Source organism: Eubacterium sp. ER2 (assembly GCF_000765215.1).
GTDB lineage: Bacteria > Bacillota > Clostridia > Lachnospirales > Lachnospiraceae > Claveliimonas > Claveliimonas intestinigallinarum.
Genome location: NZ_JPJE01000047.1, coordinates 17067 through 38511, shown reverse-complemented (window position 1 = coordinate 38511; position 21445 = coordinate 17067). Strand labels below are relative to the sequence as shown.

General features: G+C 50.7%; 24 protein-coding genes. 19 read left to right on the top strand and 5 right to left on the bottom strand.

Annotated elements, in window-relative coordinates; all coding sequences use genetic code 11:
* Window positions 1-171: 171 nt before the first annotated feature.
* The 8 genes from NI21_RS0114475 to NI21_RS0114445 all read left to right on the top strand — a co-directional run bounded on the left by NI21_RS0114475 (window position 172) and on the right by NI21_RS0114445 (window position 5083).
* Window positions 172-513, top strand: coding sequence for a DUF1648 domain-containing protein (locus tag NI21_RS0114475; RefSeq protein WP_033126914.1), 342 nt, complete (start codon window positions 172-174; stop codon window positions 511-513).
* Window positions 514-984: 471 nt separating this feature from the next.
* Window positions 985-1200 (top strand): helix-turn-helix transcriptional regulator, encoded by a 216-nt coding sequence (locus tag NI21_RS16605; protein ID WP_081958111.1) that lies wholly within the window; start codon window positions 985-987, stop codon window positions 1198-1200.
* A gap of 163 nt (window positions 1201-1363) precedes the next feature.
* Entirely contained in the window at window positions 1364-2002 is a 639-nt protein-coding gene (locus tag NI21_RS0114470; RefSeq protein WP_147581213.1) for a hypothetical protein, read from the top strand.
* Between the two features lie 80 nt (window positions 2003-2082).
* Window positions 2083-2685, top strand: coding sequence for a DNA-3-methyladenine glycosylase I (locus NI21_RS0114465; protein ID WP_033126912.1), 603 nt, complete (start codon window positions 2083-2085; stop codon window positions 2683-2685).
* The gene (locus NI21_RS0114460) at window positions 2678-3256 is read left to right on the top strand and encodes a hypothetical protein (RefSeq protein WP_033126911.1); all 579 of its coding nucleotides are present in this window, start codon (window positions 2678-2680) and stop codon (window positions 3254-3256) included. Before NI21_RS0114465 ends, NI21_RS0114460 begins: the two co-directional genes overlap by 8 nt.
* 14 nt (window positions 3257-3270) lie before the next feature.
* On the top strand, window positions 3271-3531 hold the full coding sequence (locus tag NI21_RS0114455; RefSeq protein ID WP_033126910.1) for a hypothetical protein: 261 nt from the start codon (window positions 3271-3273) through the stop codon (window positions 3529-3531).
* Window positions 3532-3662: 131 nt separating this feature from the next.
* Window positions 3663-4307, top strand: coding sequence for an ECF transporter S component (locus NI21_RS0114450; protein WP_033126909.1), 645 nt, complete (start codon window positions 3663-3665; stop codon window positions 4305-4307).
* A 29-nt stretch (window positions 4308-4336) separates the two neighbouring features.
* Window positions 4337-5083 carry a riboflavin kinase gene (locus tag NI21_RS0114445; protein WP_052084164.1) on the top strand — a complete coding sequence of 249 codons (747 nt, stop codon included), beginning with the start codon at window positions 4337-4339 and terminating at the stop codon, window positions 5081-5083.
* A 1-nt stretch (window position 5084) separates the two neighbouring features.
* Here the strand turns inward: NI21_RS0114445 and NI21_RS0114440 are convergent, their stop codons facing one another.
* Window positions 5085-5888, bottom strand: coding sequence for a hypothetical protein (locus NI21_RS0114440; RefSeq protein WP_052084163.1), 804 nt, complete (start codon window positions 5886-5888; stop codon window positions 5085-5087).
* 225 nt (window positions 5889-6113) lie between these two features.
* Between NI21_RS0114440 and NI21_RS17135 the strand changes: the two genes are divergently transcribed.
* The 4 genes from NI21_RS17135 to NI21_RS0114420 are packed head-to-tail and all read left to right on the top strand — an operon-like array spanning window position 6114 to window position 7943.
* The gene (locus tag NI21_RS17135) at window positions 6114-6389 is read left to right on the top strand and encodes an ACT domain-containing protein (protein WP_052084161.1); all 276 of its coding nucleotides are present in this window, start codon (window positions 6114-6116) and stop codon (window positions 6387-6389) included.
* Between the two features lie 10 nt (window positions 6390-6399).
* On the top strand, window positions 6400-7056 hold the full coding sequence (locus NI21_RS0114430) for a nucleotidyltransferase domain-containing protein (RefSeq protein ID WP_033126908.1): 657 nt from the start codon (window positions 6400-6402) through the stop codon (window positions 7054-7056).
* 13 nt (window positions 7057-7069) lie between these two features.
* Complete coding sequence (locus NI21_RS0114425; protein WP_033126907.1) at window positions 7070-7447, top strand: DUF6483 family protein; 378 nt, start codon at window positions 7070-7072, stop codon at window positions 7445-7447.
* A 4-nt stretch (window positions 7448-7451) separates the two neighbouring features.
* Window positions 7452-7943 carry an adenylate kinase gene (locus NI21_RS0114420; RefSeq protein ID WP_033126906.1) on the top strand — a complete coding sequence of 164 codons (492 nt, stop codon included), beginning with the start codon at window positions 7452-7454 and terminating at the stop codon, window positions 7941-7943.
* A 21-nt stretch (window positions 7944-7964) separates the two neighbouring features.
* On the opposite strand, the gene NI21_RS0114415 is transcribed toward NI21_RS0114420, so the two are convergent.
* On the bottom strand, window positions 7965-8963 hold the full coding sequence (locus tag NI21_RS0114415; protein WP_052084160.1) for an AraC family transcriptional regulator: 999 nt from the start codon (window positions 8961-8963) through the stop codon (window positions 7965-7967).
* 277 nt (window positions 8964-9240) lie between these two features.
* On the opposite strand from NI21_RS0114415, the gene NI21_RS0114410 reads away from it, so the two are divergent.
* Window positions 9241-10992 (top strand): ABC transporter ATP-binding protein, encoded by a 1752-nt coding sequence (locus NI21_RS0114410; RefSeq protein ID WP_033126905.1) that lies wholly within the window; start codon window positions 9241-9243, stop codon window positions 10990-10992.
* Window positions 10993-12726, top strand: coding sequence for an ABC transporter ATP-binding protein (locus NI21_RS0114405; protein ID WP_033126904.1), 1734 nt, complete (start codon window positions 10993-10995; stop codon window positions 12724-12726).
* A 32-nt stretch (window positions 12727-12758) separates the two neighbouring features.
* Here the strand turns inward: NI21_RS0114405 and NI21_RS0114400 are convergent, their stop codons facing one another.
* The 3 genes from NI21_RS0114400 to NI21_RS0114390 all read right to left on the bottom strand — a co-directional run bounded on the left by NI21_RS0114400 (window position 12759) and on the right by NI21_RS0114390 (window position 16183).
* Window positions 12759-13574: a class I SAM-dependent methyltransferase gene (locus NI21_RS0114400; protein WP_034810430.1), complete on the bottom strand. Its 816-nt coding sequence runs from the start codon at window positions 13572-13574 to the stop codon at window positions 12759-12761.
* A gap of 130 nt (window positions 13575-13704) precedes the next feature.
* Window positions 13705-15447: an ABC transporter ATP-binding protein gene (locus tag NI21_RS0114395; protein WP_033126903.1), complete on the bottom strand. Its 1743-nt coding sequence runs from the start codon at window positions 15445-15447 to the stop codon at window positions 13705-13707.
* Between the two features lie 115 nt (window positions 15448-15562).
* On the bottom strand, window positions 15563-16183 hold the full coding sequence (locus NI21_RS0114390) for a TetR/AcrR family transcriptional regulator (RefSeq protein ID WP_033126902.1): 621 nt from the start codon (window positions 16181-16183) through the stop codon (window positions 15563-15565).
* 247 nt (window positions 16184-16430) lie between these two features.
* Between NI21_RS0114390 and NI21_RS0114385 the strand changes: the two genes are divergently transcribed.
* From NI21_RS0114385 to NI21_RS0114365, 5 genes are all read left to right on the top strand, one after another.
* Window positions 16431-17744 (top strand): IS30 family transposase, encoded by a 1314-nt coding sequence (locus NI21_RS0114385; protein ID WP_033126901.1) that lies wholly within the window; start codon window positions 16431-16433, stop codon window positions 17742-17744.
* Window positions 17745-18146: 402 nt separating this feature from the next.
* Complete coding sequence (locus NI21_RS0114380) at window positions 18147-19019, top strand: LysR family transcriptional regulator (protein WP_033126900.1); 873 nt, start codon at window positions 18147-18149, stop codon at window positions 19017-19019.
* Window positions 19020-19159: 140 nt separating this feature from the next.
* Complete coding sequence (locus tag NI21_RS0114375; RefSeq protein ID WP_033126899.1) at window positions 19160-19645, top strand: flavodoxin; 486 nt, start codon at window positions 19160-19162, stop codon at window positions 19643-19645.
* Between the two features lie 33 nt (window positions 19646-19678).
* Complete coding sequence (locus NI21_RS0114370; protein ID WP_033126898.1) at window positions 19679-20410, top strand: DUF4405 domain-containing protein; 732 nt, start codon at window positions 19679-19681, stop codon at window positions 20408-20410.
* A gap of 14 nt (window positions 20411-20424) precedes the next feature.
* Window positions 20425-21429 carry a DUF362 domain-containing protein gene (locus NI21_RS0114365; protein ID WP_033126897.1) on the top strand — a complete coding sequence of 335 codons (1005 nt, stop codon included), beginning with the start codon at window positions 20425-20427 and terminating at the stop codon, window positions 21427-21429.
* Window positions 21430-21445 lie beyond the last annotated feature (16 nt).

The window sequence follows — 21445 nt, the reverse complement described above, 5'->3', positions numbered from 1 at the left end:
TCTGAAAGTACGCGTAAACTATTGAACCGCGTAGTACTGAACGGTACGCTACGTGGTGTGGAAGGGGAGGGTCAAATCTCCCCTATCCGATTCTTGTGGGTGTGAAACGCGAGGAGTACAATCAGAGATATAGAAAAATTGGAAATCAAGGAATGGCAGGCGTCATGAGAAATGAAATTCAAAGATTTTATAAACGATAGGAAACTTTCATGGACTATTGTTGGACTTGGTATTCTGGTAAGTCTGGTAGCTTTTGGGTTTTTACCGCTAAAAATACCAATGCACTTTAATGCTAGTGGAATAGCTGATGACTATTCAAATAAAATTCAGATTTTCCTTTTCCCTTTAATACAATTAATGATAATGTTTCTTACCGGAAGAGAAAAAATCAAATATTGCCTTACACATTCACGGACTTTTTTAAATGATTTTCAGTATAATTGGATTGTAAGCAGTTTGTGCTTTTTTATATTTCTGGTAGAAATTACAATAATTTATATTGCATTGTCATGACTGATAAATCGTCAAATTAAGAGTTGTAGCGGGCAGAATTGTCCGCTATTTTTGTTTATAATGGAAAACCACTGTCTTAAAAGGTCCTATACCGTGTCTGATATGCCAACGAGAGTAATAAAGATTGATTTCTAAAGAAGTTGGTACTCCATTGATTTTATTATGTTCCTGCTCTATAGATTTGATAATTTCGTTCAAATTCCAGTATTTGTATACAACTACTTTTATTTCTGTTTCCCGTGTATTTGCACTGCTAAAGGACATACTATTTACAACAGAGTAATCCGGGAGATTTACGCAATAAGAGAATATCAGAAATAAGCACAAGGCAGTGCATATAGCTTTTATTTTTCGGTTCACTATTTTGCTCCTCAATTTAAAATACAAGGGGATAACTATATAATACCTCACTATATAGTGAATTACTACATGAAGATTTATCAAATATACTTTGTGTAGGGAGTGAGGCGAATGGAATATGGTCATTTGGAATTACGCATAGAAGAATTGCTAAAAGAAAGAGGTATTAGTAAAAATACTATTTGCCGTGAGTTGGATATACCGAGGGCAAATTTTAACAGATATTGCAGGAATGAATTTCAGAGATTGGACGCAAACCTGATATGTAAATTATGCAGTTATTTTGAGTGTGAAATCGGAGAATTGATAGTGTATGTAAAAGAATGAAAGCCTGACGGATTTATAAGAATTCGTGCAGGCTTTTGTTGTGTACATTTTTAAGTATATTTTGCACGCGATAGCGCTAATATTTTTGTAAAAAGCCCGCCATATGTATTATAATGAAAAAAACGAAGCGGAATAACAGAAAAACAGAGCAGAGGATGACGGCATGCTATTGAGAGAAGAAGAGTACAGCCATGCAGTGGCGGTCCTGGCCGGCAGGGAGGAGAAAGACCCTCTTTTTACGGAGCTGGAGCAGTGGTTTGAGGAGACCTACAGCCTGCGGGTTTACAATTATTTTTGTGAACGGACTAACGCAGGTCGGCCCCGACTGCGCCTGCTCCTGTGGGACAGGGACTGCGCCGGGAAGATGAAAAAGGGGGCAAACCCAGATGAGCGGAAGCAGAGACGCACAGCGGAGAAATTTGCCGCTTTGTGTGTCAGGCATAATACACATCCCGCTTACCGAAGGCCCGGGGACTTCCTTGTGACCTATGACACGCTCAGGGACGAGATACAAAAAAGGGTGCTCCAAAGGTGCGCCGGGGAGATCAGGAGTATAGAGGCCCCGGATATTTGGCGGATGGAAATCCTTTTCGACAGGGTACACGTCTTTTTTGAGACAGATGAGCAAAGAGACTGCCACCAGGCCGACGGCGTGTGCGGCAGTATAAGAAGAAAGATGGACGCCATTGTGGAGAGACACGATCCGTTCGGCGCATTTGTGGATGGGGTGCAGTGCGTGTTCACAAGCCGACAGACACTGGATGAAAAGTATGACGGCAATATGTTTTACTACACGAGGTAGAGCGTCAGCCAGAGAGGAAAAGGCAGCGTATCGGTTCGCAAGGGGATAAGCCGGTGTGTCAGAGAGAGGAGGGACAGAGCTTGGAGAAATGTCAGTGGTGCATGTGCAATGAGAAGATGATCCGGTATCATGATGAGGAGTGGGGCGTGCCCCTCCATGACGACCGGAAACAGTTTGAGTTCCTGATGATGGAGGTCATGCAGTGCGGCCTGAACTGGAACATGATGATACAGAAGAGGGAGATTTTCCGGCAGTGCTTTGACGACTTTGATTTTGACAAGGTGGCAGGCTACGGCGAGGAGGATGTGGAGCGGATTTTGCAGACAGAGGGCATGATCCGATCGGAGAGGAAGATCCGGGCTGTTATACACAACGCCCGGTGCTTTCAGAGGATCCATCAGGAGGCAGGATCCTTCAGTGCCTACCTGTGGAGCTTTACAGGGGGGAAGACCTACATTTATCCCTCCCATCAGACAGAAGGGCTGCCGGCAAGCAACGAGCTCTCCGACAGGATCAGTCGGGACCTCAAAAAGCGGGGACTGAAGTACATGGGACCTGTCACTGTGTACTCCCATCTGCAGGCCTGCGGCATAATAAACGACCATCAGAGAGACTGTTTTCGGTACGGGGAGCTGCTGAAGCTGGCGGATGTGGAGGAGAGAGGAGAGAGAAAAAATGAGTGAGATAAGTGGAAAATGGTACCAGAGTCTGTTCTGGCTTCTAATCGTATGTACTGTTGCAAGGACCATTTCTAATGGGGAAGGGGACGGAAGGCTCTACACGCTGCTGTGGTTTGTGAATATCCTGGCGACAGTGGTTTATGGAGCCGTCCTGCTTAAGATGGAACATTTCAGTGCTCACTTCAGAATGGCGGGGTTCTGTAAAGCCGCGTCGGCAGTAGTAGGAGTCCTATCTTCTGCCGTGTCCTATTTTCTGGATGGCAGCCTGTTGGTCACTCTTATCATTCTGGTGGTCATTGCATCAGCCGCTGTGGATATAGCAGGAGAGTACCAGGAATTTGCGGGACATGCTGAATTTGTCCACGACAGAGATGTGATACTGAGTGAAAAGTGGCTCAGGCTGCGTCAGTGGTATGTGGGCATGCTGGCAGGATTTGCGGGAGGTACTGTCTGCAGTGCCCTTTTGTTTTTACCGGGAGTGATCGCAATGTTGGCCTGCGGGATTGGGCTGGTTGTTGTGAGTGTTGTGAAAATTGTATATGTATATCGAATGGCCGGACTTTGTCAGGACTGAAGAGGAGGGGGACTATGATCACAATTTTTAACAGGGAGAGCCTGTGGATCGGAAGAGACATGAAGCGTTTTAACGAGATGAGGGAGGCGCTGGAGAGGGAGAAAATTCCCTATACCTACAGGACGAGGAGCAGCGGAAACCGATGGATGGGCCATGGCACGGCCCGTGGAAGCTTTGGAAGCGTGGGAAGTTCGATTGATCTTATGTATGAGTATGAAATCTTTGTTCTGAGAAAGGATCTGGAAAGGGCCAGGTATTTGGTCAATACATACTAGGCGGCAGTTCCGAATTGTTTCCGAAATCAGGCCGTAGTCTTGCCGCGGATGCCTCCGGAGTGTATGCTTTATAACATCCGGGAGGGGGGATCCCTTCCGGGTGCTTCATTTTCTCTGGAGGTAAAAGCTGTATGGACGACAGGACAAAGAAAATCACGGCAGCCGCCATGCTGTCTGCCATTGCCTATGTGGTCATGGCTTTGGGGCGCATCCCGGTTGTGCTCTTTTTGAGCTATGATCCGAAAGATATTGTCATCACTCTGGGAGGGCTGATCTGGGGACCGCTGACCGCCTTCGCCGTGTCAGTCATTGTATCCGTGATCGAGATGGTGACGGTCAGCGATACGGGGGTTATAGGATGCGTTATGAACATTGTGTCCACCTGTGCCTTTGCCTGCACGGCGTCGGTCATCTACCGGAAATTCCGCAGCCTGAAGGGGGCGCTGGCTGCACTGGGAGCGGCCTGCGTGGCCATGACAGCGGTGATGCTGCTCTGGAACTACCTGGTCACTCCCATTTACATGGGCTACCCGCGGGAGGCGGTGGCGCAGCTTCTCCTGCCGGCCTTTCTCCCCTTCAATCTGCTAAAAAGCGGCCTGAACGCGGCATTTACCTTTCTGCTCTACAAGCCGGTGGTCACTGCCCTCAGAAAGAGCGGCTACATAGAGGGAGCGGAACAGAGGGGCGGAGGACGGCACAGGGGTCTCCTCCTGCTGGCGGCAGCGGTGATCGTTACCTGTGTTATGCTGATCCTTGTATTAAATGGAATGATGTGAGACAGATATCCGGAAGGGAGCAGTGAGGGATGAAAATGACAGAGAAGAAGGCAGAGGAAGAGCTGCTGTCAGGTGAGATAAGAGGGGAAATCATACACAAGAGGGGTATCGGGCGGCTTGTGGGGATGCCCACCGCGGATCTGCGGCCGGATCAGGGCACACAGCTGCCCGGGACAGGCGTATATGCGGGGAAAATCCTTCTGTACAGTGGGGAAAGCTGCGGGGAAGATCCAGGGAGAGAAAGTGAGAGGTACTGCTGCGCCGTACACATCGGCCCCTGCCCCACCATGGACAGCGACAAGGCTGTGCTCGTCAAAATCCATATTCTGGACTTTCAAAGAGAAATATTCGGCAGCAGGGCGACTCTACGCCTGTACAGAAAAATACGGGATGTCAGAAGCTTTGACAGCGCCTCCCTGCTCCTTGCGCAGATAGAAAAGGACTGTCTGGAGATACGAAGACTCTGGGGGATGGAAGTGCCCCTGGCCGGCAGGCTGACGATGGACGCCTCCATACGCCAGGCAGTGCTGGGAGACCGGGAAATCTATCTCTCAGAAAAGGAATTTGCGGTCCTGTATCTTCTCTGGTCCCATCCGGACATCTCTTTTACAAAAGAAAACATATACGAAACTGTGTGGCAGGAGCCCTCCAATCAGTCCTGCCACGCAGTGGAAAATACCGTCTATCAGATACGGAAAAAGCTAAGGCCTTTTACCTGCGGGCATGAAACCATAAAAACCATCACAGGCTTTGGCTATAAATACAACGGGAGCTGACTTACTTTTCCTGAAGCCGGGAGATCAGACCGGCGATGGTCTCCGGCGTCTCCTCCAGGTCTTGGGCAATCTCCTCTGCGGATTTTCCTCTGGCCAGCTTCTTCTGCACCTGCTCCAGGAGCCTCAGGTCATAGCCCTCCTTTCTGCCCTCTGTATACCCATCCTCATAGGCCTCACTCTTGATGGCTTTCTCGTACTTGTCTTTGTCAAATGTTTCCAGTATCATCTGCACTACCTCCGCTTTCTGCTGGATCAGGATATCCTTTAGAATACTGTCCTGGATGCAGTCGTCGATGGCTGCCATGATGGCCTCCTCCAGTGGCAGGTTTTCTGCCAGCCTTCCTCGTACCCTGTCAATGAAGATAGAATACTCCTCCAGACGGCGGCATTTCTCCATGAGCGCCCGGTTGTGGCCGTAGTTGATGTTCAGCATCACGGTAACGCACTCAAGAGCCGGCGTTTTCCCGTCCTCCTGTCCCTCAAAGAGGTCGGAAAGCCGCAGGACTGTCTGGTCCGGCTGGCTGTCGGTGCCGTTGTAGAACACAATGTGCTGGGGGAAGGGGAATTTTTTGGCTCCCGAGCTGTAGATGTTGATATTGTTCTGGGCAATGATCTTCTCGTACAGCTTCGCAATGTTGATCCCAAGACTGTCCGGGTCTGTGTAGCTGGTCCCGGCCACAGCGTTGTACAGAGACAGAAGGTCCTCCCTGTTGTTGAAGACAAAGCGGAAGAGACGGTCCTTGTACTCCCGGTCCGCAGTGGGATATTCTGAGCGATCCATATTTACTTTTTTGGTTATACACATAAATCGTTATACCTCCATTATAGACATAAAGACAACAGACTGCAACCTTTTAGACGTCTGCAAACTTAATAAAAGGAAATGTTCTGGCGGAAACCGCCCCGGACACGTGCCGGATGATGTAAATAAGAGCGGCTGACACGCAGCCTTTGAGAGAAAGAATTCTCCCGGTGATTGGTTTACATTATACATAAAAAGAAGGGGAATAGCAACAGAAAAATAAAAATATTGACAAGCAACCTGGCCTGTGTTCTACTTTTAGACAGCAGGGTTCTTCTGGAAGGGCCAAAGGAGCGTGACGGATGGAGAGCCTTCCGGCTGAAGGGCGTACTGGACTTTTCTCTGACCGGGATACTGGCGAAGATCGCAGATCTCCTGGCGCACAGAGAAATCAGTATCTTTGCGGTGTCTACCTACAACACGGACTATGTGCTGATCAAGAAGGAACAGTTTGGAAGAGCGCTTTCTGTGCTGAAGGAGGACGGATACAGCATAGCAGAGTGAGGAGGAAAGCATGATCGAGATAAAGAGCTGGACAGAAAATTTTATCAGGGCGCTGGAGGAGACCTTTGAGGAACGGATCTGGTTCGCGGGCCTTCAGGGAAGCCGGGGGCGGGGAGAGGAGACGGAAGGCAGCGACATCGACCTGGTAGTGATCCTTGATAAGCTGACACCTGCGGATGTGCGGATCTACGAGGGGATGCTGGACAGGCTGCCGGAACGGGAGCTTGTCTGCGGCTTTCTATCCGGAAAGGAGGAGCTGCTCAGATGGGAGCCGTCGGATCTCTTTCAGTTTTACTATGACACCAGGCCCATTGTGGGAAGCCTGGATGGACTGCTGGAGCGGATCGACGACGAGGCGGTGCGGCGGGCGATAAAGATCGGTGTGTGCAATATTTACCATGGCTGCGTCCACAATATGCTCTACGACAGGCAGGAGGAGATCCTAAAGGGCCTGTACAAGTCGGCATCCTTTGTGGTGCAGGCCATCTGCTTCAGGCAGACAGGAAAATATACGAAAAAACAGAGGGATCTGCTTGACATAGCCGGGAAAGAGGAACAGAATATTGTGGAAACGTTTCTGGCCCTGAAGGAAGGCGGACAGGCGGACTTTGAGGAAATGTCGGACAGGCTGCTTCTGTGGGCCCAGGGATGGATCAACAGACTATAAGGAGGATGGACAGATGATTGAGGACAAGGACTATATCATGCGCCTCACCCACGAGATCGCGCGCATGCTCATAAGACTGATATTTGGCAGGGATATTGACAAGGAGGATGAGCTCCCGGTTTCTGTGGAGAGACTGCGGCAGTTTAAAAAGCTGACCGCCATGATAGACGACGGGCAGATCAACGAGGCGGAAAATCAACTCCTGGATGAGCTGGATCCGGACAGCCAGTCCTACTTTGAGATGGCTTTGCGCTTTTATGAGAAGCTGGGGTGCAAGAGCGAGGAATTCCTGGAGGAGCACGGTTTTACCCAGGACGAGGTCGTAGACGGAATGAAATACATCGTGGATTCCTACGGATACGGGGACCTGTGGGATCCGGTGAGCAGGTAAGAGGATGAAAAAGGCGATCGTGATAGGCTGTCCCGGCGCGGGGAAAAGCACCTTTGCCCGGAAGCTGCGGGACAGGACATCGCTGCCCTTATATTACCTGGACATGATCTGGCACAGGGCTGACGGCACAAATATCCCCAGGGAAGAATTTGACAGGAAGCTGGGAGAGATCATATGCGGAAAACAGTGGATTATCGACGGAAATTATCTGCGCACCCTGGAAATGCGGCTTGCGGCCTGCGATACCGTCTTTCTCCTGGACTATCCTTTGGAGCTCTGCCTGGCAGGAGCCGGGGAGCGGATCGGGAAAAAGCGGGAGGATCTGCCCTGGGTGGAGACAGAGCTTGACATGGAATTCCGCCAGTGGATCGTGGACTTTCCAAATGATCAGCTTCCCAGGATCTACGACATGCTGGAGAAGTACAGAGACGGCAGAGATATCCATATCTTCCGGAGAAGAGAGGATGCGGACGAGTATCTGGCTTTGCCAGGATAAGCATTTGATGTAAAAATTTTTTTAGATATGATCGTAGATTGGCCTTGAGACTGCGGCAGAAGCAAGCCTGTATTCTCTTGGCCCTATTCCATATACACTTTTAAACAGCTTGGCAAAGTGGCCTGAATGGTGATATCCGACCTTTGCGGCGATCACGGCAATTCCGCAGTCTGAATTTTTCAGCAGGAGCAACGCCTGATTCAGCCGCATTTCTTTGAGATATTCATAGGGGGTTGTCCCAAAGTACTTCCGAAAAGCAAGCTGGTATCGTGTGGCGCTCATCCCGGCGATTTGAGCCAGCTTTACTCCTGACGGATATGTGGCCAGATCTTTCTTCATATATGCCACGGATTTTTTCAGCCCGCGGATATCTTTATAGTCCAGACGGACAGGAATATGCTCCTCTTCGTTTCCCATCCCCTTCATAACCAGCGAGAGCAGTTCCAGGACCTTGCTTTGCAGGTACAGCCGCAGGGGATTTCCTGTGGCCTGGCAGTCCCGGATCTGCCGGAACACAAAATTCAGTTCCGGCAGATTGGGGTTGCGCAGAAGATACTCCTGTGCGGATTTTGACTGCTCATAGTCCTGCCCATAGTATTCACGGAAAAAGGTATCAAAGTATTTCCGCGTCAGGATGACTTTGGTAAACCGCACGGGTTTTCCTTTTTCGCAGTATACATATGTTGTCTTCTTCGTATTCACATAGCAGAATATCCCTTTGCCTACAGGCTGCGTTTTTCGTCTGCCGATTTTGAATGTGCTGCTGTCTGTCTCAAACTGGCTGATCTCGATGTATTCTTCCGAAATGGCCGCAACCTTCTCAAAGGTTTCCTTTGGCGTAAAATCAGCGATCAAAATGAAAAGAAGGTCATCATCAAAACGAATTAACTGAAAAGAGCCGCTGCCGTAATCAGAGAGCATCCGGTAGTATTTTGTCCCGCCATCAGAAAGCTCCTGTACTTCAGCAAAATGCATCTTCTCCGGAAGCTGTAAGAAATAATCCGCAATTGTCATATCCATTTTCTATGTCCTTTTCCTTTCTGATATCGTATTATACGACGTCACCTTTGAAGTCCTGTATAAAAGGTTATAATCCAACATTTTTCAGTCACGATTTTACAAAAATATTTTATGGAAAATGCTGAAAACCCCTGAAATTAAAAGGATTTTTTGAGAGAAATAAAATCCGGGTAAAAAAAGTAGTGGCTGTTGCATTTTTCATTCTAAGCGGTAAAATGAAATCTGTCAAGGTTAGTGATAGCTAACCAAAAATACAGAGAAAGGGGTACCGTTTATTATGGAACAAAAACGAACCGGATTGTCCTATGTTTTTACGCTCGCCAGGGAGGAGCTTGGAAAGCTGGGTATGGGAATGGCTCTTGCCGTTTTTTGCTCCGCGCTTTCATTTGTTCCGTATCTGGTGGTATACCGGATACTGCTCTTAATTATTGAGAATGAAGTGACCTTTGGGGCAATGGCGATGTGGGCATGTATCGGGATAGCGGCAGCCATATTGCAGGCGCTTCTCATGTCCATCGCAGGCATCTGCTCCCATGCGGCGGCGTTCAATACCATGCACAGGATCAAAGTGAGGGTACTGGAACATATGTCCGGATTTAACCTGGGATTTTTTCAGGAACACGCGCCGGGGCAGATCAAAACGACACTGTTTGACGATGTAGACAGGATTGAGCAGTTTCTGGCTCACAGTTCACTGGAACTGGCGCAGGCTGCTGTCGTCCCTCTTATGATGTTTATCTTTATGCTTCGTCTGCATTGGGGAATGGCGCTTGTCATGCTGATCCCTATGATTTTGGGGATTGCAGTCCCCATGATGCTGATGGGGAGGTATCCGGATATGACCGAGGAATTTGCCGGGAATACGGAAAATCTGAATGCGTCGGCAAACGAATTTATCACTGCCATGCCGGTGATCAAGATGTATCATCTGACTGCGGAGAAGTTCGAACAATACCGAAATGCCCTAAAGCTTTACACTGCCTGCTGGAAAAAGATGTGCGTATCGTCCTGCTACCCACTATCTATTGCGCTGGTTGTACTGGATTCGGCCATCTTATTTACATTGCCAATTGGCGGCTGGCTGTTTCTGCGGGGATCCCTGCGGATCGCAGCCTATCTGCTGTTTATTCTGCTCACCATGTGTTTCTTTACATCGTTCCTGAACATGGTAACCATCTTTATGCAGTCCATGGAACTGGGAAGCGGGCTTGATCATATCCGGAAGATCATGGGCATGGACAAAATGGAAAGCGGAAGCGCCGTTTTGCCGAAAGATGGCTGCTATGCAATCGACTATGAGAATGTATCTTTCCATTACTCGGAGGGGGAAAAAGAAGCCCTGACTTCAATCGATCTCCATCTGGAACCCGGGAGCATTAACGCGTTTGTCGGTCCCTCCGGCGCAGGCAAAACAACGGCTGTTCAATTACTGGGGCGATATTGGGATACCACGGCCGGAGCGATCAAGATCGGCGGCGTCCCGATTACAGATCTGAAAACGGAAAACCTGATGGACCTGACCGCCTTTGTGTTTCAGGATGTCTTTTTGCTTGAGGATACGCTGCTTGAGAATATCCGTATGGGGACTGATGCCTCAGAAGAGCAGGTCCGCAAGGCGGCGCAGGCGGCACAGATTGACGATTTTATTATGAGCCTGCCTCAAGGCTATGCCACAAGGATTGGCGATGAGGGCGTCAAGCTGTCCGGCGGACAGCAGCAGCGTATTTCCATTGCCAGGGCAATCCTCAAAGACGCGCCTATTGTTGTGTTTGATGAGGCGACTTCCTACTCGGATATTGAGAATGAGCATAAGATACAGGTTGCCCTTCAAAACCTTCTGAAAGGCAAGACAACCATTATGATTGCCCACCGGCTTCATACGATACGAAATGCGGATCAGATTGTGGTCTTTCAAGACGGCATGACAGCCGAACAGGGTACCCATAAAGAATTGCTTGACAAAGGCGGCGTGTACAGTCAGATGTGGGATGCTTATACACAGACCACGGTTGGAAAGGAGGCGGTATAAATGCTGCGTATCATGAAAAAGCTTCTCGGAGAAAAAGGAGAGCAGCTGGCTTTCCCCATTGCGCTTATGTCGTTGGATGCAGTCTTCAGTATCATTTTGTACTTTATTCTGTATTTGACGGTAATCCATCTTCTGGACAGCGCTCTGACAGCACAGCGGATTGCTGTCTTTACCGCGGTTTGTCTGGTCAGCGTTATCATTCGCCTGGTGATCTATCGGAATGCTTATTATCTCTGCTTTGTCAGGGGCGCGGAAATGTGCGGGAAGATGCGCCTTGATCTGGCCAACCATTATCGATCCCTAAGTCTGGGCTATTTTAATCAGAACAGCAGCGGGTATCTGCTTGGCACATTAACGAGGGATTTGAGCAACTTTGAAGCGGTGATCACCCACGCACTGCCGTCTGTCGTAAAGACAATCGTGATGGCTGGTTTAGTGTTGATCGGTACATTTTTTATAAATTGGAGGCTGGCATTGGCGGAATGTGTCGTGTTGATCATTGCCGCGCCCATCCTTGCGTGGGGAAATCGTCTTGTAGAAACGTATGGAGCGCAAAAGAGAGAGCTTACTGCCAGGATGATCTCGATTGTTCTTGAATACATCAAGGGCATGAAGGTATTTAAGTCTCATAATATGACAAGCTCCCATTTTTCCAGGATGTCCGATACCCTGGAGAAAATCCGCAGGGTCAGTGTGAAAGCCGAAGTAAAAACAGCAGCGCCGACAAGTATGTATTCGATTGTTGCGAACTTTCTCCTCCCGTTGGTTGTCCTTGCGGGAAGCTATCTGTTTCTCGGCGGTACGATTGAGCCGGATCAGCTTGTAGCCTTTATGCTTTTGAGCCTTGCCCTCTCAGCGCTTTTGATTTCCTTTGAACATTCCTACAATATGCTGAAGGATCTGAAGCTGGCTGCTGTCAATCTGGAAAAAGCGTATGATACCAAGCCTCTCCCGTATCAGGAGGAAAATGTAAAGCTGACGCATTTCGATGTTTCTTTTGAACATGTGGATTTTTCCTATACCAAAGAAACTGATGTATTGCACGACATCAGCTTTTATGCGAAAGAAGGCAGCACAACTGCATTGATCGGACCCTCTGGTTCAGGAAAATCCACGATTGCCAATCTGATTGCCCGCTTTTGGGATGCTTCAAATGGGCGGATCTGTATTGGCGGCCGTGATGTAAAGGAAATGAACCCGGATGGAATTCTGCATTATATCAGTGAAGTGTTCCAGGATAACACACTGCTGTCTGACACGGTCTACAACAACATCAAAGCCGGACGGGAAAACGCGGCGGAAGAGGAGATTGTTGCTGCGGCAAAAGCGGCACACTGCCATGATTTCATTATGAAGCTTCCGGAAGGCTACCAGACCCATCTCTCCGAAGGAGGCAATACGCTTTCCGGCGGTGAAAAGCAGCGGATCGCCATCGCGCGGGCCATTCTGAAAGACGCGCCCATCCTGCTCCTGGATGAGTCTACGGCATCGCTGGACGCAGACAATGAGGCAAAAATCAACCAGGCCCTGGATCGGTTGATGAAAGGGAAAACAGTATTTGTAATCGCTCACCGGCTCAATACAATTCAAAATGCCGACCAGATAATCGTACTGGATAAGGGGCGCATTGAGGAGAGGGGGACCCATGCGGAGCTAATGCAAAAACAGGGGCATTATTACGAAATGGTGCAGGAGCAGGAGAAGGCAAAGGCGTGGATCGTGAAAGGGGCATGATAGGAAAGCTTCACCAGCTTCTGATCCCCCCTCTATTTCCGCCCCACCAGCATCCGGGACTCGCCCAGCATCATCATGGCCGCCCGCCGGCGTGAGCCGAAAGCCTCCCGGGTCGTGTCGATGAGCCGCACATCCTCATAGCCCATGTCCCGCAGCTCCTGGGCGAAGGCCTCCATATCCCCGTACATCCGGGGCTTCATGTTGTCGTTGATGGCGAACACACCGCCCTTTTTCAGCACCCGCAGGGTCTCCAGCAGCAATGCCTGCTTGTCCGAACCCCTGATGTTGTGGTAGACGTAGTTGCTCACCACGGCGTCGAAGCTCTCGTCCGGGAAGTCCAGCTTGTTGGCGTCCCCGTGCTGAAAACGACACCGGGCGGCCACGCCTTCGCTGGCGGCGTTTTTCTCACACATGGCCTGGCTGTAGCCGAAGTCCACGCCCCAATAGTCAATGCCCACCACTCGCGCCGATGACCAGGTGAGGGCCGCCCGGATGGACAGGGGCCCGGAGCCGCAGCCCACGTCCAGAAGTTGCCCCTGCCCGTCAAAATCCAGATGGGAAAGGACAGCCAGGTGGGTCCGCCCCATCGTGCCGCCGCCCCCAAAGGCGTACTGCCGCCGTATCCAGGTGATCCAGCCCAGCAGCGCCAGCAGAAGAAGTGCGGCGATCACGAATACCGCACCAAGCGCCGTGATATGGAATACTGTGAAGGACAGCACAGTCAGCACCGTGGACAGTGTCAAAAGGGCGCCTGCCACATAGAAAACAGGGTTTGACATCCAGCTTCCGTAATCCTCTCCGTGAGTCCCAAGGCGGATTGCCCTTTGTTGAACGTGATCTTGCTTCATTTGAACCGTCTCCTTTCACTTGTAAGCAAATCAGTGAGTTAGAAATAACTAACTTACATGTGATCAGTATATCCTATCCCGCAGGAAAAAGCAACCTATCAAACAGATTTGAAGCTGTTTCGGCCGTTCATTATGCCAGCTTCCAGCCGGCCGCCTCTTTTCTCGCGTTCAGGAAATCCCGATACAGTCCCGGCTTTTCCGAGAGCTCGGCATGAGTTCCCCTCTCTGCGATGACGCCCTCATCCAGCACGAGGATCTGGTCTGCCTTCTGCACGGTCTTCAGCCGGTGGGCGATCATGATGATCGTCTTGTCCCGCGTCAGCTCCTCCATTGCCTTCTGGAGCTTGTCTTCGTTTTCCGGGTCTACGTTGGCCGTGGCCTCGTCAAAGATGATGATGGGCGCGTTTTTCAGCATGGCCCGGGCGATGGCAATCCTCTGGCGCTCCCCGCCGGAGAGATGAGCGCCGCCTCCGCCTACCAGGGTGTCGTAGCCCTGCTCCAGATTCCGTATGAAGGCGTCGCAGCCTGCGGCCTTTGCCGCGGCCTCCACCTCCCTGTCGCTGGCCCCGGGTTTTCCCATGCGGATGTTCTCCCTTACCGACTCATTGAACAGGTAATTGTCCTGGGAGACGAAAGCCGTCTGCTCGTAGAGCTGGGAGAGAGGAATGTCCCTCAGGTCGTGGCCGCCCAGGGTGATCGTTCCCTTCTTCACATCCCAGAACCCGGCGATCAGCTTGGCGATGGTTGACTTCCCGCTGCCGGAGGGGCCCACAAAGGCGGTCACAGTCCCGGAGGGGATGGCCAGGGAGACATCGTGCAGGACCTCCTGATCCGCATGGTAGCCGAAGGAGACGTGGCCCAGGCGGATATCCATGGAGTCGAAGGATACCGGCGTCATGCCGTGCTGCTGCTCCTTGCTGTTCAGGATGGAGTCCACCTGGCCTACGATAGTCCCCACCTTTGCCAGGCTGTCCACAAAGTCCATGGCGGCGAGCAGGGGGCCTGCAATGCCAAGGGAGAGGATGATCACGGTAACAAAGGTCTCGATGTCCAGAGAGCCGCCCAGATGCAGGGCCCAGCCCGCGGGAAGGATGGTGATCAGGGTGGTGGGGGCCAGCGTCCGGGAGATGGACACCGGCAGCTGGCAGCTCTTCATCCAGTGATAGAAGTAGGATGCGTTTGCGAGCACCCTTTGGGACAATTTTTCATAGGAATGTTTCCCCTGGTTAAATGCCTTGATCACCTCGATGCCGCCGATATACTCCACGATGGTGGAGTTCATCTCCTGTGTCACCTTGACGGAGCCCTCATACTGCTTCCCGTAATTGGCCATCACAGCCATCATGAACGCCATTCCCACAGGGATGGAGACAAGGGAGAGCAGAGCCATCCGCCAGTCAAGGACAAAAAGATAGACCAGGATGCACACCGGCGCCAGGATGTTGGACGTCATCTCCGGCAGAAGATGGGCGAGGGGCCGTTCCATGCTCTCCACCTGGTCCATGATGATCTGCTTCATCTGTCCGCTGGGGGTGTCCATGACTGTTCCAAGCGGAAGCTTTGGCAGCTTGGCAAGGATGCGCTCCCTGATTTCTTTTAAAATAGAGAAGGTGGCCTTGTGGGACATGGAAAGCGCGAGAGCATAAAGGACTGCCCGCAGGACGTAGCCTCCCAGGGCCGCGGCGCACCAGAGCAGATAATATGAGGCGTATTGCTCCCGATGGATGAGTCCGATGATGATCTGCGCTGCCGCAAAATACGGCAGTATCCCGCACAGGACGCCGATGGAGGCGGAGAGGACCGCCCGTATCAGTCCGCCGTGATATTGTTCTCCCAGCTCCCACAGACGGAGCATAGGACTTTTTTGCTGCATAAGAATTCCTCCTTTTTGGCGGTTAGGAAACACTAACCGGTGATTTTACAATAAGGCTGCCGCCTGCGGTACCGGACAGGAAACAGCCTGATTACCAGTGAGCTTTGAAAGCCCTCTATTCCGGGTTGAAGATGGTGGTGAAGCCCTGCATGTGATAGCGGTTGAGAAGCCGGATGTATTTGTCCGCATCGGCCCTTTCCATCCTGTGCCGCACCACCTCGAACATGCCGTTAAAATAGGCGGTTGTGACGATGTGGATAAATTCCTCGGTGATCAGTCCGGACTTTACGCTCTCGCACCCGATGACTTCCATATATTTGTAGGTGTAGTCCACCTCGATATCTACCAGCTTATCCAGAAAAGCAGAGAAGCGGGTGCCCTCCGCGCAGTCCAGGAGAAGCCGGAATTCATCGAAATGTTCATAAATGCAGTCCAGCATCCGCATCTGATGGTCTGCCGTATACTGTCCCATCTCGGCCCGCTGTGTATCTTCACTCAGATTGTGGAAATCTTTTTGTATCTTTAAAAACATTTCCGTGAGCTGGTCGGCGGCGGGACCGACGATCGCCTCAAATAGCCCCTCCTTGTCCCCGAAGCGGGTATAGATGGAGCCTGTGCTTGTGCCGGCCGCCTGGGCGATGACCCGAAGGGATGCATCCCTGTAGCCCTTCTCTAAAAATTCCTTTTTGGCGCAGGAGAGGATTGCCTCGTACACGCCTTCTATCTGCTTTGCCATACCAGATCTGCTTCCTTTCAACTAATTTATAACATTGTTTTGAAACACTGTTATGATTATAGACGATTTCGGGAGCTGTGTCAAGAGGGGAACAGGAATGATTCTGCTGCCCCTAAAATGAAATTTTAAATTCCACTCCTTTAATAAAGTGTAGAGTTTACTCCTGCACAGTTGGTATTTACTCTTTCATATAGCTGTGCTATGTTTATCTCTCCTTCTGACAGCAGTAGAAGGAGGAATAATACCAATGAGTAAATATATTCCAGGTAATCAGAAACACCTTACCCTTGAAGACCGTATTTACATCGAAAATGAATTGAATAAGGGAACATCCTTTAAGGATATTGCCAGATTCCTGTGCAAGGACCCAATTACTATCTCAAAAGAGGTAAGGGCTCACCGACTTTCCGACTGGTATCACAAAGGCACATTTTATAATGCCAAAAACTTCTGTGTTCACCGCTATCATTGCAGGAAAACCAATGCCTGTGGGAAAATCGTTCTGTGTGGCATTAAATGTACATCCTGCCCTACTTGTAACCAAACATGCAAAGACTTTGTAAAGGAGCGCTGCTCAAGGCTTGATCGGGCACCTTATGTCTGCAATGGCTGTGATAAAAAGATCACTCACTGTACAATCGCCCATAAGTACAACTATAATGCCCGATTTGCCGACAGAAAATATCGTGAAAAGCTTCGAGATTCCAGAGCCGGGATCAACATGACCAAACGGGGGCTGCATCAAAAAGATAAGATCATTTCCCCGTTAATTGAACAAGGACAGTCGCCTTATCATATCCTGACGAATCATCCGGAATTAGATATGTCTGTCCGCACCATGTATTCTTATCTTGATCAGGGACTTTTCACCGCAAGGAATGTCGATCTGAAGCGGAAAGTTCGTTTTAAGCCAAGGAAATGTCACAAAACACAGATCACGAACAGAGCTGTTTTTTCCGGCAGACTTTACAGCGATTTTTGCGCCCTGGATCTTACAGCGCACGTTGAAATGGATACTGTCCATTCTTCGAGAGAGTCAAAGGAAACGCTGTTGACCATGTTTTTTACAAGAGAAAAGCTCTTTCTTGCATTCCTGATGAACCGCTGCACCAAAGGCGCTGTCCGTCTTATTTTTGATCGTTTGGAAAAACGTATGGGCACCTTCGAGTTCGCCTCTGTGTTTGAATACATTCTGACGGACCGCGGCTCCGAATTCGGTGACCCGGATGCTCTGGAAACTGGCGTGACCGGAATACAGCGTTCCAGCATTTATTATTGTGATCCCATGCAGAGCGGGCAGAAGGGCGGGCTGGAACAGGCTCATACGATGCTGCGGATGATCCTCCCAAAAGGAACCAGTTTTGAATTCCTTACACAATGGGACGTAAACCTGATCGTGAACCATATCAATTCCACTCCCAGAGAATGTCTGGGCGGAAGGACGCCGTATAGTATGGCATTGGAAACACTTGGAAAAGAAGTCTTAAACGCATTTCAGCTTAGGCCGATTGATCCTGACCATGTCAATCTGACGCCTAAGCTGATCCGCTTTAACCATTAAAAACCATCTCAAAAATCTGCTGTCGGAATGGAAGTATACTTTTCATATTTTTTAAAGACGGTCAGTGGAATTTAGTCTAGCACACAGAATTCCAGTGGCCTGTTTGCCATGCCCAAAAACAGAAATTTCTTTGAGAAGTCAATCTCATTATAACAGTTATTGAAGATTTCAGCATCAAAAAACTTATAATAGCAATGAATTTTTAATGGCATGTGGAATTTAACTCTGCACTGGAATTTAAAATTTCAAGTCAGCTGATTCTGCTGCCCGCTCTCACATGAGCCCTATGCCTGACATTGATATCCTGTTATAAAATATAAGCATTTGCCCTCTGACCGAATAGCTGGTAAATTAGAAGTAAAAAGAAACCGGATAGTAAGAAAACCTACAGGAGTGATCAGGATGGAACTGCGTGTGCTGAAATATTTTCTGACAGTGGCGGCCGAGGGGAATATCACGAGAGCCGCCGATATTCTTCATGTGACCCAGCCCACACTCAGCCGCCAGCTGAAGGAGCTGGAGGACGAGATGGGGACGGCGCTGCTGATCCGGGGGAAACGCTCTGTCACGCTGACGGATGAGGGCTTCCTGTTCAGGCAGCAGGCGGAAACCATTGTAGAGCTGGCGGACAAGCTGGAGCATACATTTACAGACAAGAAGGACATCATCTGCGGCACTGTGCGGATCGGCGCCACGGAGGCTGTGGGCGGGCGCACACTGGCTGTCTGCATGAAAGAATTCCGTGAAAAATATCCTGGCGTTCAGTTTGAACTCTACAATGGAATGGCGGACAATATCAAAGAGATGATCGAGCACGGCCTGCTTGACCTTGGCCTTGTGATGGAGCCCATTGACACCGCAAAATTTGAGTATGTGAGGATGCCCCAGAAGGAGACCTGGGGAATTCTCGTCCGACGGGATCACCAGCTTGCGAAAAAGGAGACCGTGACAGCGGAGGACATCAAGCAGTATCCCCTGATCATGCCGGGGCGGGAAAACGCGAAGGAGCAGATCCTCCACTGGATGCAGTGTGAGGAGCGCCATCTGGATATCCCGGCTTACTACAATATCCTTTCCAATGCGGCTCTTCTGGTGGAGGCCGGGATGGGGTGCGCGGTCTGCCTGGACGGAGCTTTGTCCATCCATGCGGATCCGGAGCTCTGCTTCCGGCAGATCCACCCGGCGCATGTCACAAGGAGCGTGATCCTCTGGAAGAAAAATCATCTGTTTTCCCAGGCGGCGTCTCTTTTTGTACAGACAATACAGGAGCATTGAAAATGGCTGCGGCATCGGCTTACGAGTCTGATGCCGCAGCCATTTTTTGCCATGCGGGGAAAGCATGATTTCCCATACCGGACAAGTATTAGACAGAACGGGGCGGCCATAGGATAATGGACGAAAAGGAGGGCCGCCATATGCAGGGAAATGTTTTGATTGTCTGTTATTCCTATTCAGGGAAAACCCGCAGGATCGCGGAAGTGATACAGAGACAGACAGGAGGGCGTCTTGGCCGGATCTATCCAAGACAGCCCTATCCGTCAGATTTTGAGAGGCTTCTGACCCAGGTGAAAAAAGAGATCCGGACGCGGACCAGGCCTCTGCTGCTCCCCGTAGATGACAAGGCGGATGCGTACGATGTGATCTTTGTCGGCACGCCCAACTGGTGCGGGACGATTGCTCCGCCTCTGGCGTCCTGGCTCAGTGAAAATGATCTGGCAGGGAAGACCGTTCTTCCATTTTTCAGCCACTGCGGAGGGGAGGACAGAGGGATGGAGCAGGCCGTCAGGGAACTCTGCCCGGGCGCGAAGATAGGGAGCAGTCTGTATGTGCTGGAAAACGGAAGCGGTGACCTGCAGGGCAGGATTTCGACGTGGCTGAAACAGAATTTTCCGAAAGATTGAAAGGGCATGGTCATGAGTGAAGAAAAGAAAAAAATGAAAACAAAGTCCAAAATCAGGCTGGCAGTGGACCTTCTCATGACTCTGGCGCTCCTGTTCCTGATGGGATATCAGCTCTGGGGAGAGGAGGCCCATGAATGGGCGGGGACAGGCATGCTCGTGCTCTTTATAGCCCATCACCTGCTGAACCCGGGCTGGCACAGAAATCTGTTCCGCGGAAAATATACAGGGATGAGAGCGCTGGTCACCGCGGTGGACCTTGTACTGCTGGCTGTGATGCTCTGCCTGCTGGCAAGCGGCATCATGGTGTCCCGGCATGTGTTTGCGTTCCTTCCCATCGACAGTGGGATGGGGACGGCAAGGCTGATGCACATGGCAGCCTGCTACTGGGGATTTGTGCTGATGGCGCTGCATCTGGGGCTCCACTGGGGCATGGCGCTGGCAGGGGCGCGAAAGATGTCGGAAAAGATAGCGGGAAAGACATCAGGAGAGATGCCGGGTGGCGGCTCAGGAGAGAAAGCGTCTCCCGGGATCCGAGCCCTGGTCATTAGGCTTCTGGGCGCGGGGATCGCCTGCTATGGGATGTATGCGTTTGTGAGAAGAGATTTGGAAACTTATATGTTTCTTAGGACAGAATTTGTTTTCCTGGATTACAGTGAATCCCCGATCACTTTCTATATAGATTACGCGGCAATGATGGGGCTGTTTATCTGGATCGCCTACTATTTGTCCAGAATTCTTCAGAAGCACAGAAAACAGAAAGCTTGAAACGAGGTGGTTTTATGAGAAAGAAATTTGTGATCACACTGGTCGCTGCCATGACTTTTGCAGGCCTGCTGGCCGGATGCGGCAGGACACAGGAACCAGAGACAGAGGTCTCGTCCGGCGATGAAGCCGCTGGCACAGGCAGTCCGGGCGCTGCCGCCGGTTCCCCGGCGGTCTATATGACAACAGACATCAGCTCAGATGGATTGATCGCCGTCTATGAGGCCCTTCAGGCTTCCCCGGAGGGAAAGCTTGCGGTCAAGCTCTCCACAGGGGAGCCGGGCAGCAATTATCTGCGGACAGACCTGATCGGGGATCTGGTGCAGTCCTTTGATGATCCGACCATCGTGGAGTGCAACACAGCATACGGTGGTTCCCGGGTCAGCACGGCCATGCACTATCAGGTGGCGGAAGACCACGGCTATACGGAGATAGCGGATGTGGACATCATGGACGAGGAGGGCTCCATGACGCTGCCTGTGACGGGAGGCGCTAATCTGGAAGAAAACTATGTGGGCAGCCATTTTGCGGACTATGATTACTATGTAGTGCTCTCGCACTTCAAGGGCCATTCCATGGCAGGGTACGGCGGCGCTATAAAAAATATTTCCATCGGTATTGCTTCCCCGGAGGGAAAGGCCCATATCCACAGCGGCGGCACCGGCGGCAGCATGTGGGGCGGAGACCAGGACGCTTTTCTGGAGTCCATGGCGGAGGCAGGAAAATCTGTTGTGGATTACCTGGATGGGAATATCCTGTATATCAATGTCATGAACCGTCTTTCTGTGGACTGCGACTGCGACGGTAACCCGGCTCAGCCTGACATGCACGATATCGGGATACTCGCGTCCTATGACCCGGTGGCCCTGGATCAGGCCTGTGTTAACCTGGTCTACAGCGCGCGGGACGGGGACTCTATGGTGGAGAGGATTGAATCCAGAAACGGTCTGCACACGCTGGAGCACGCGGAGGAAATAGGACTTGGCAGCAGGACATATGAGCTGATCAATATAGAAGGTTAGAGACGAGACGGCGGAA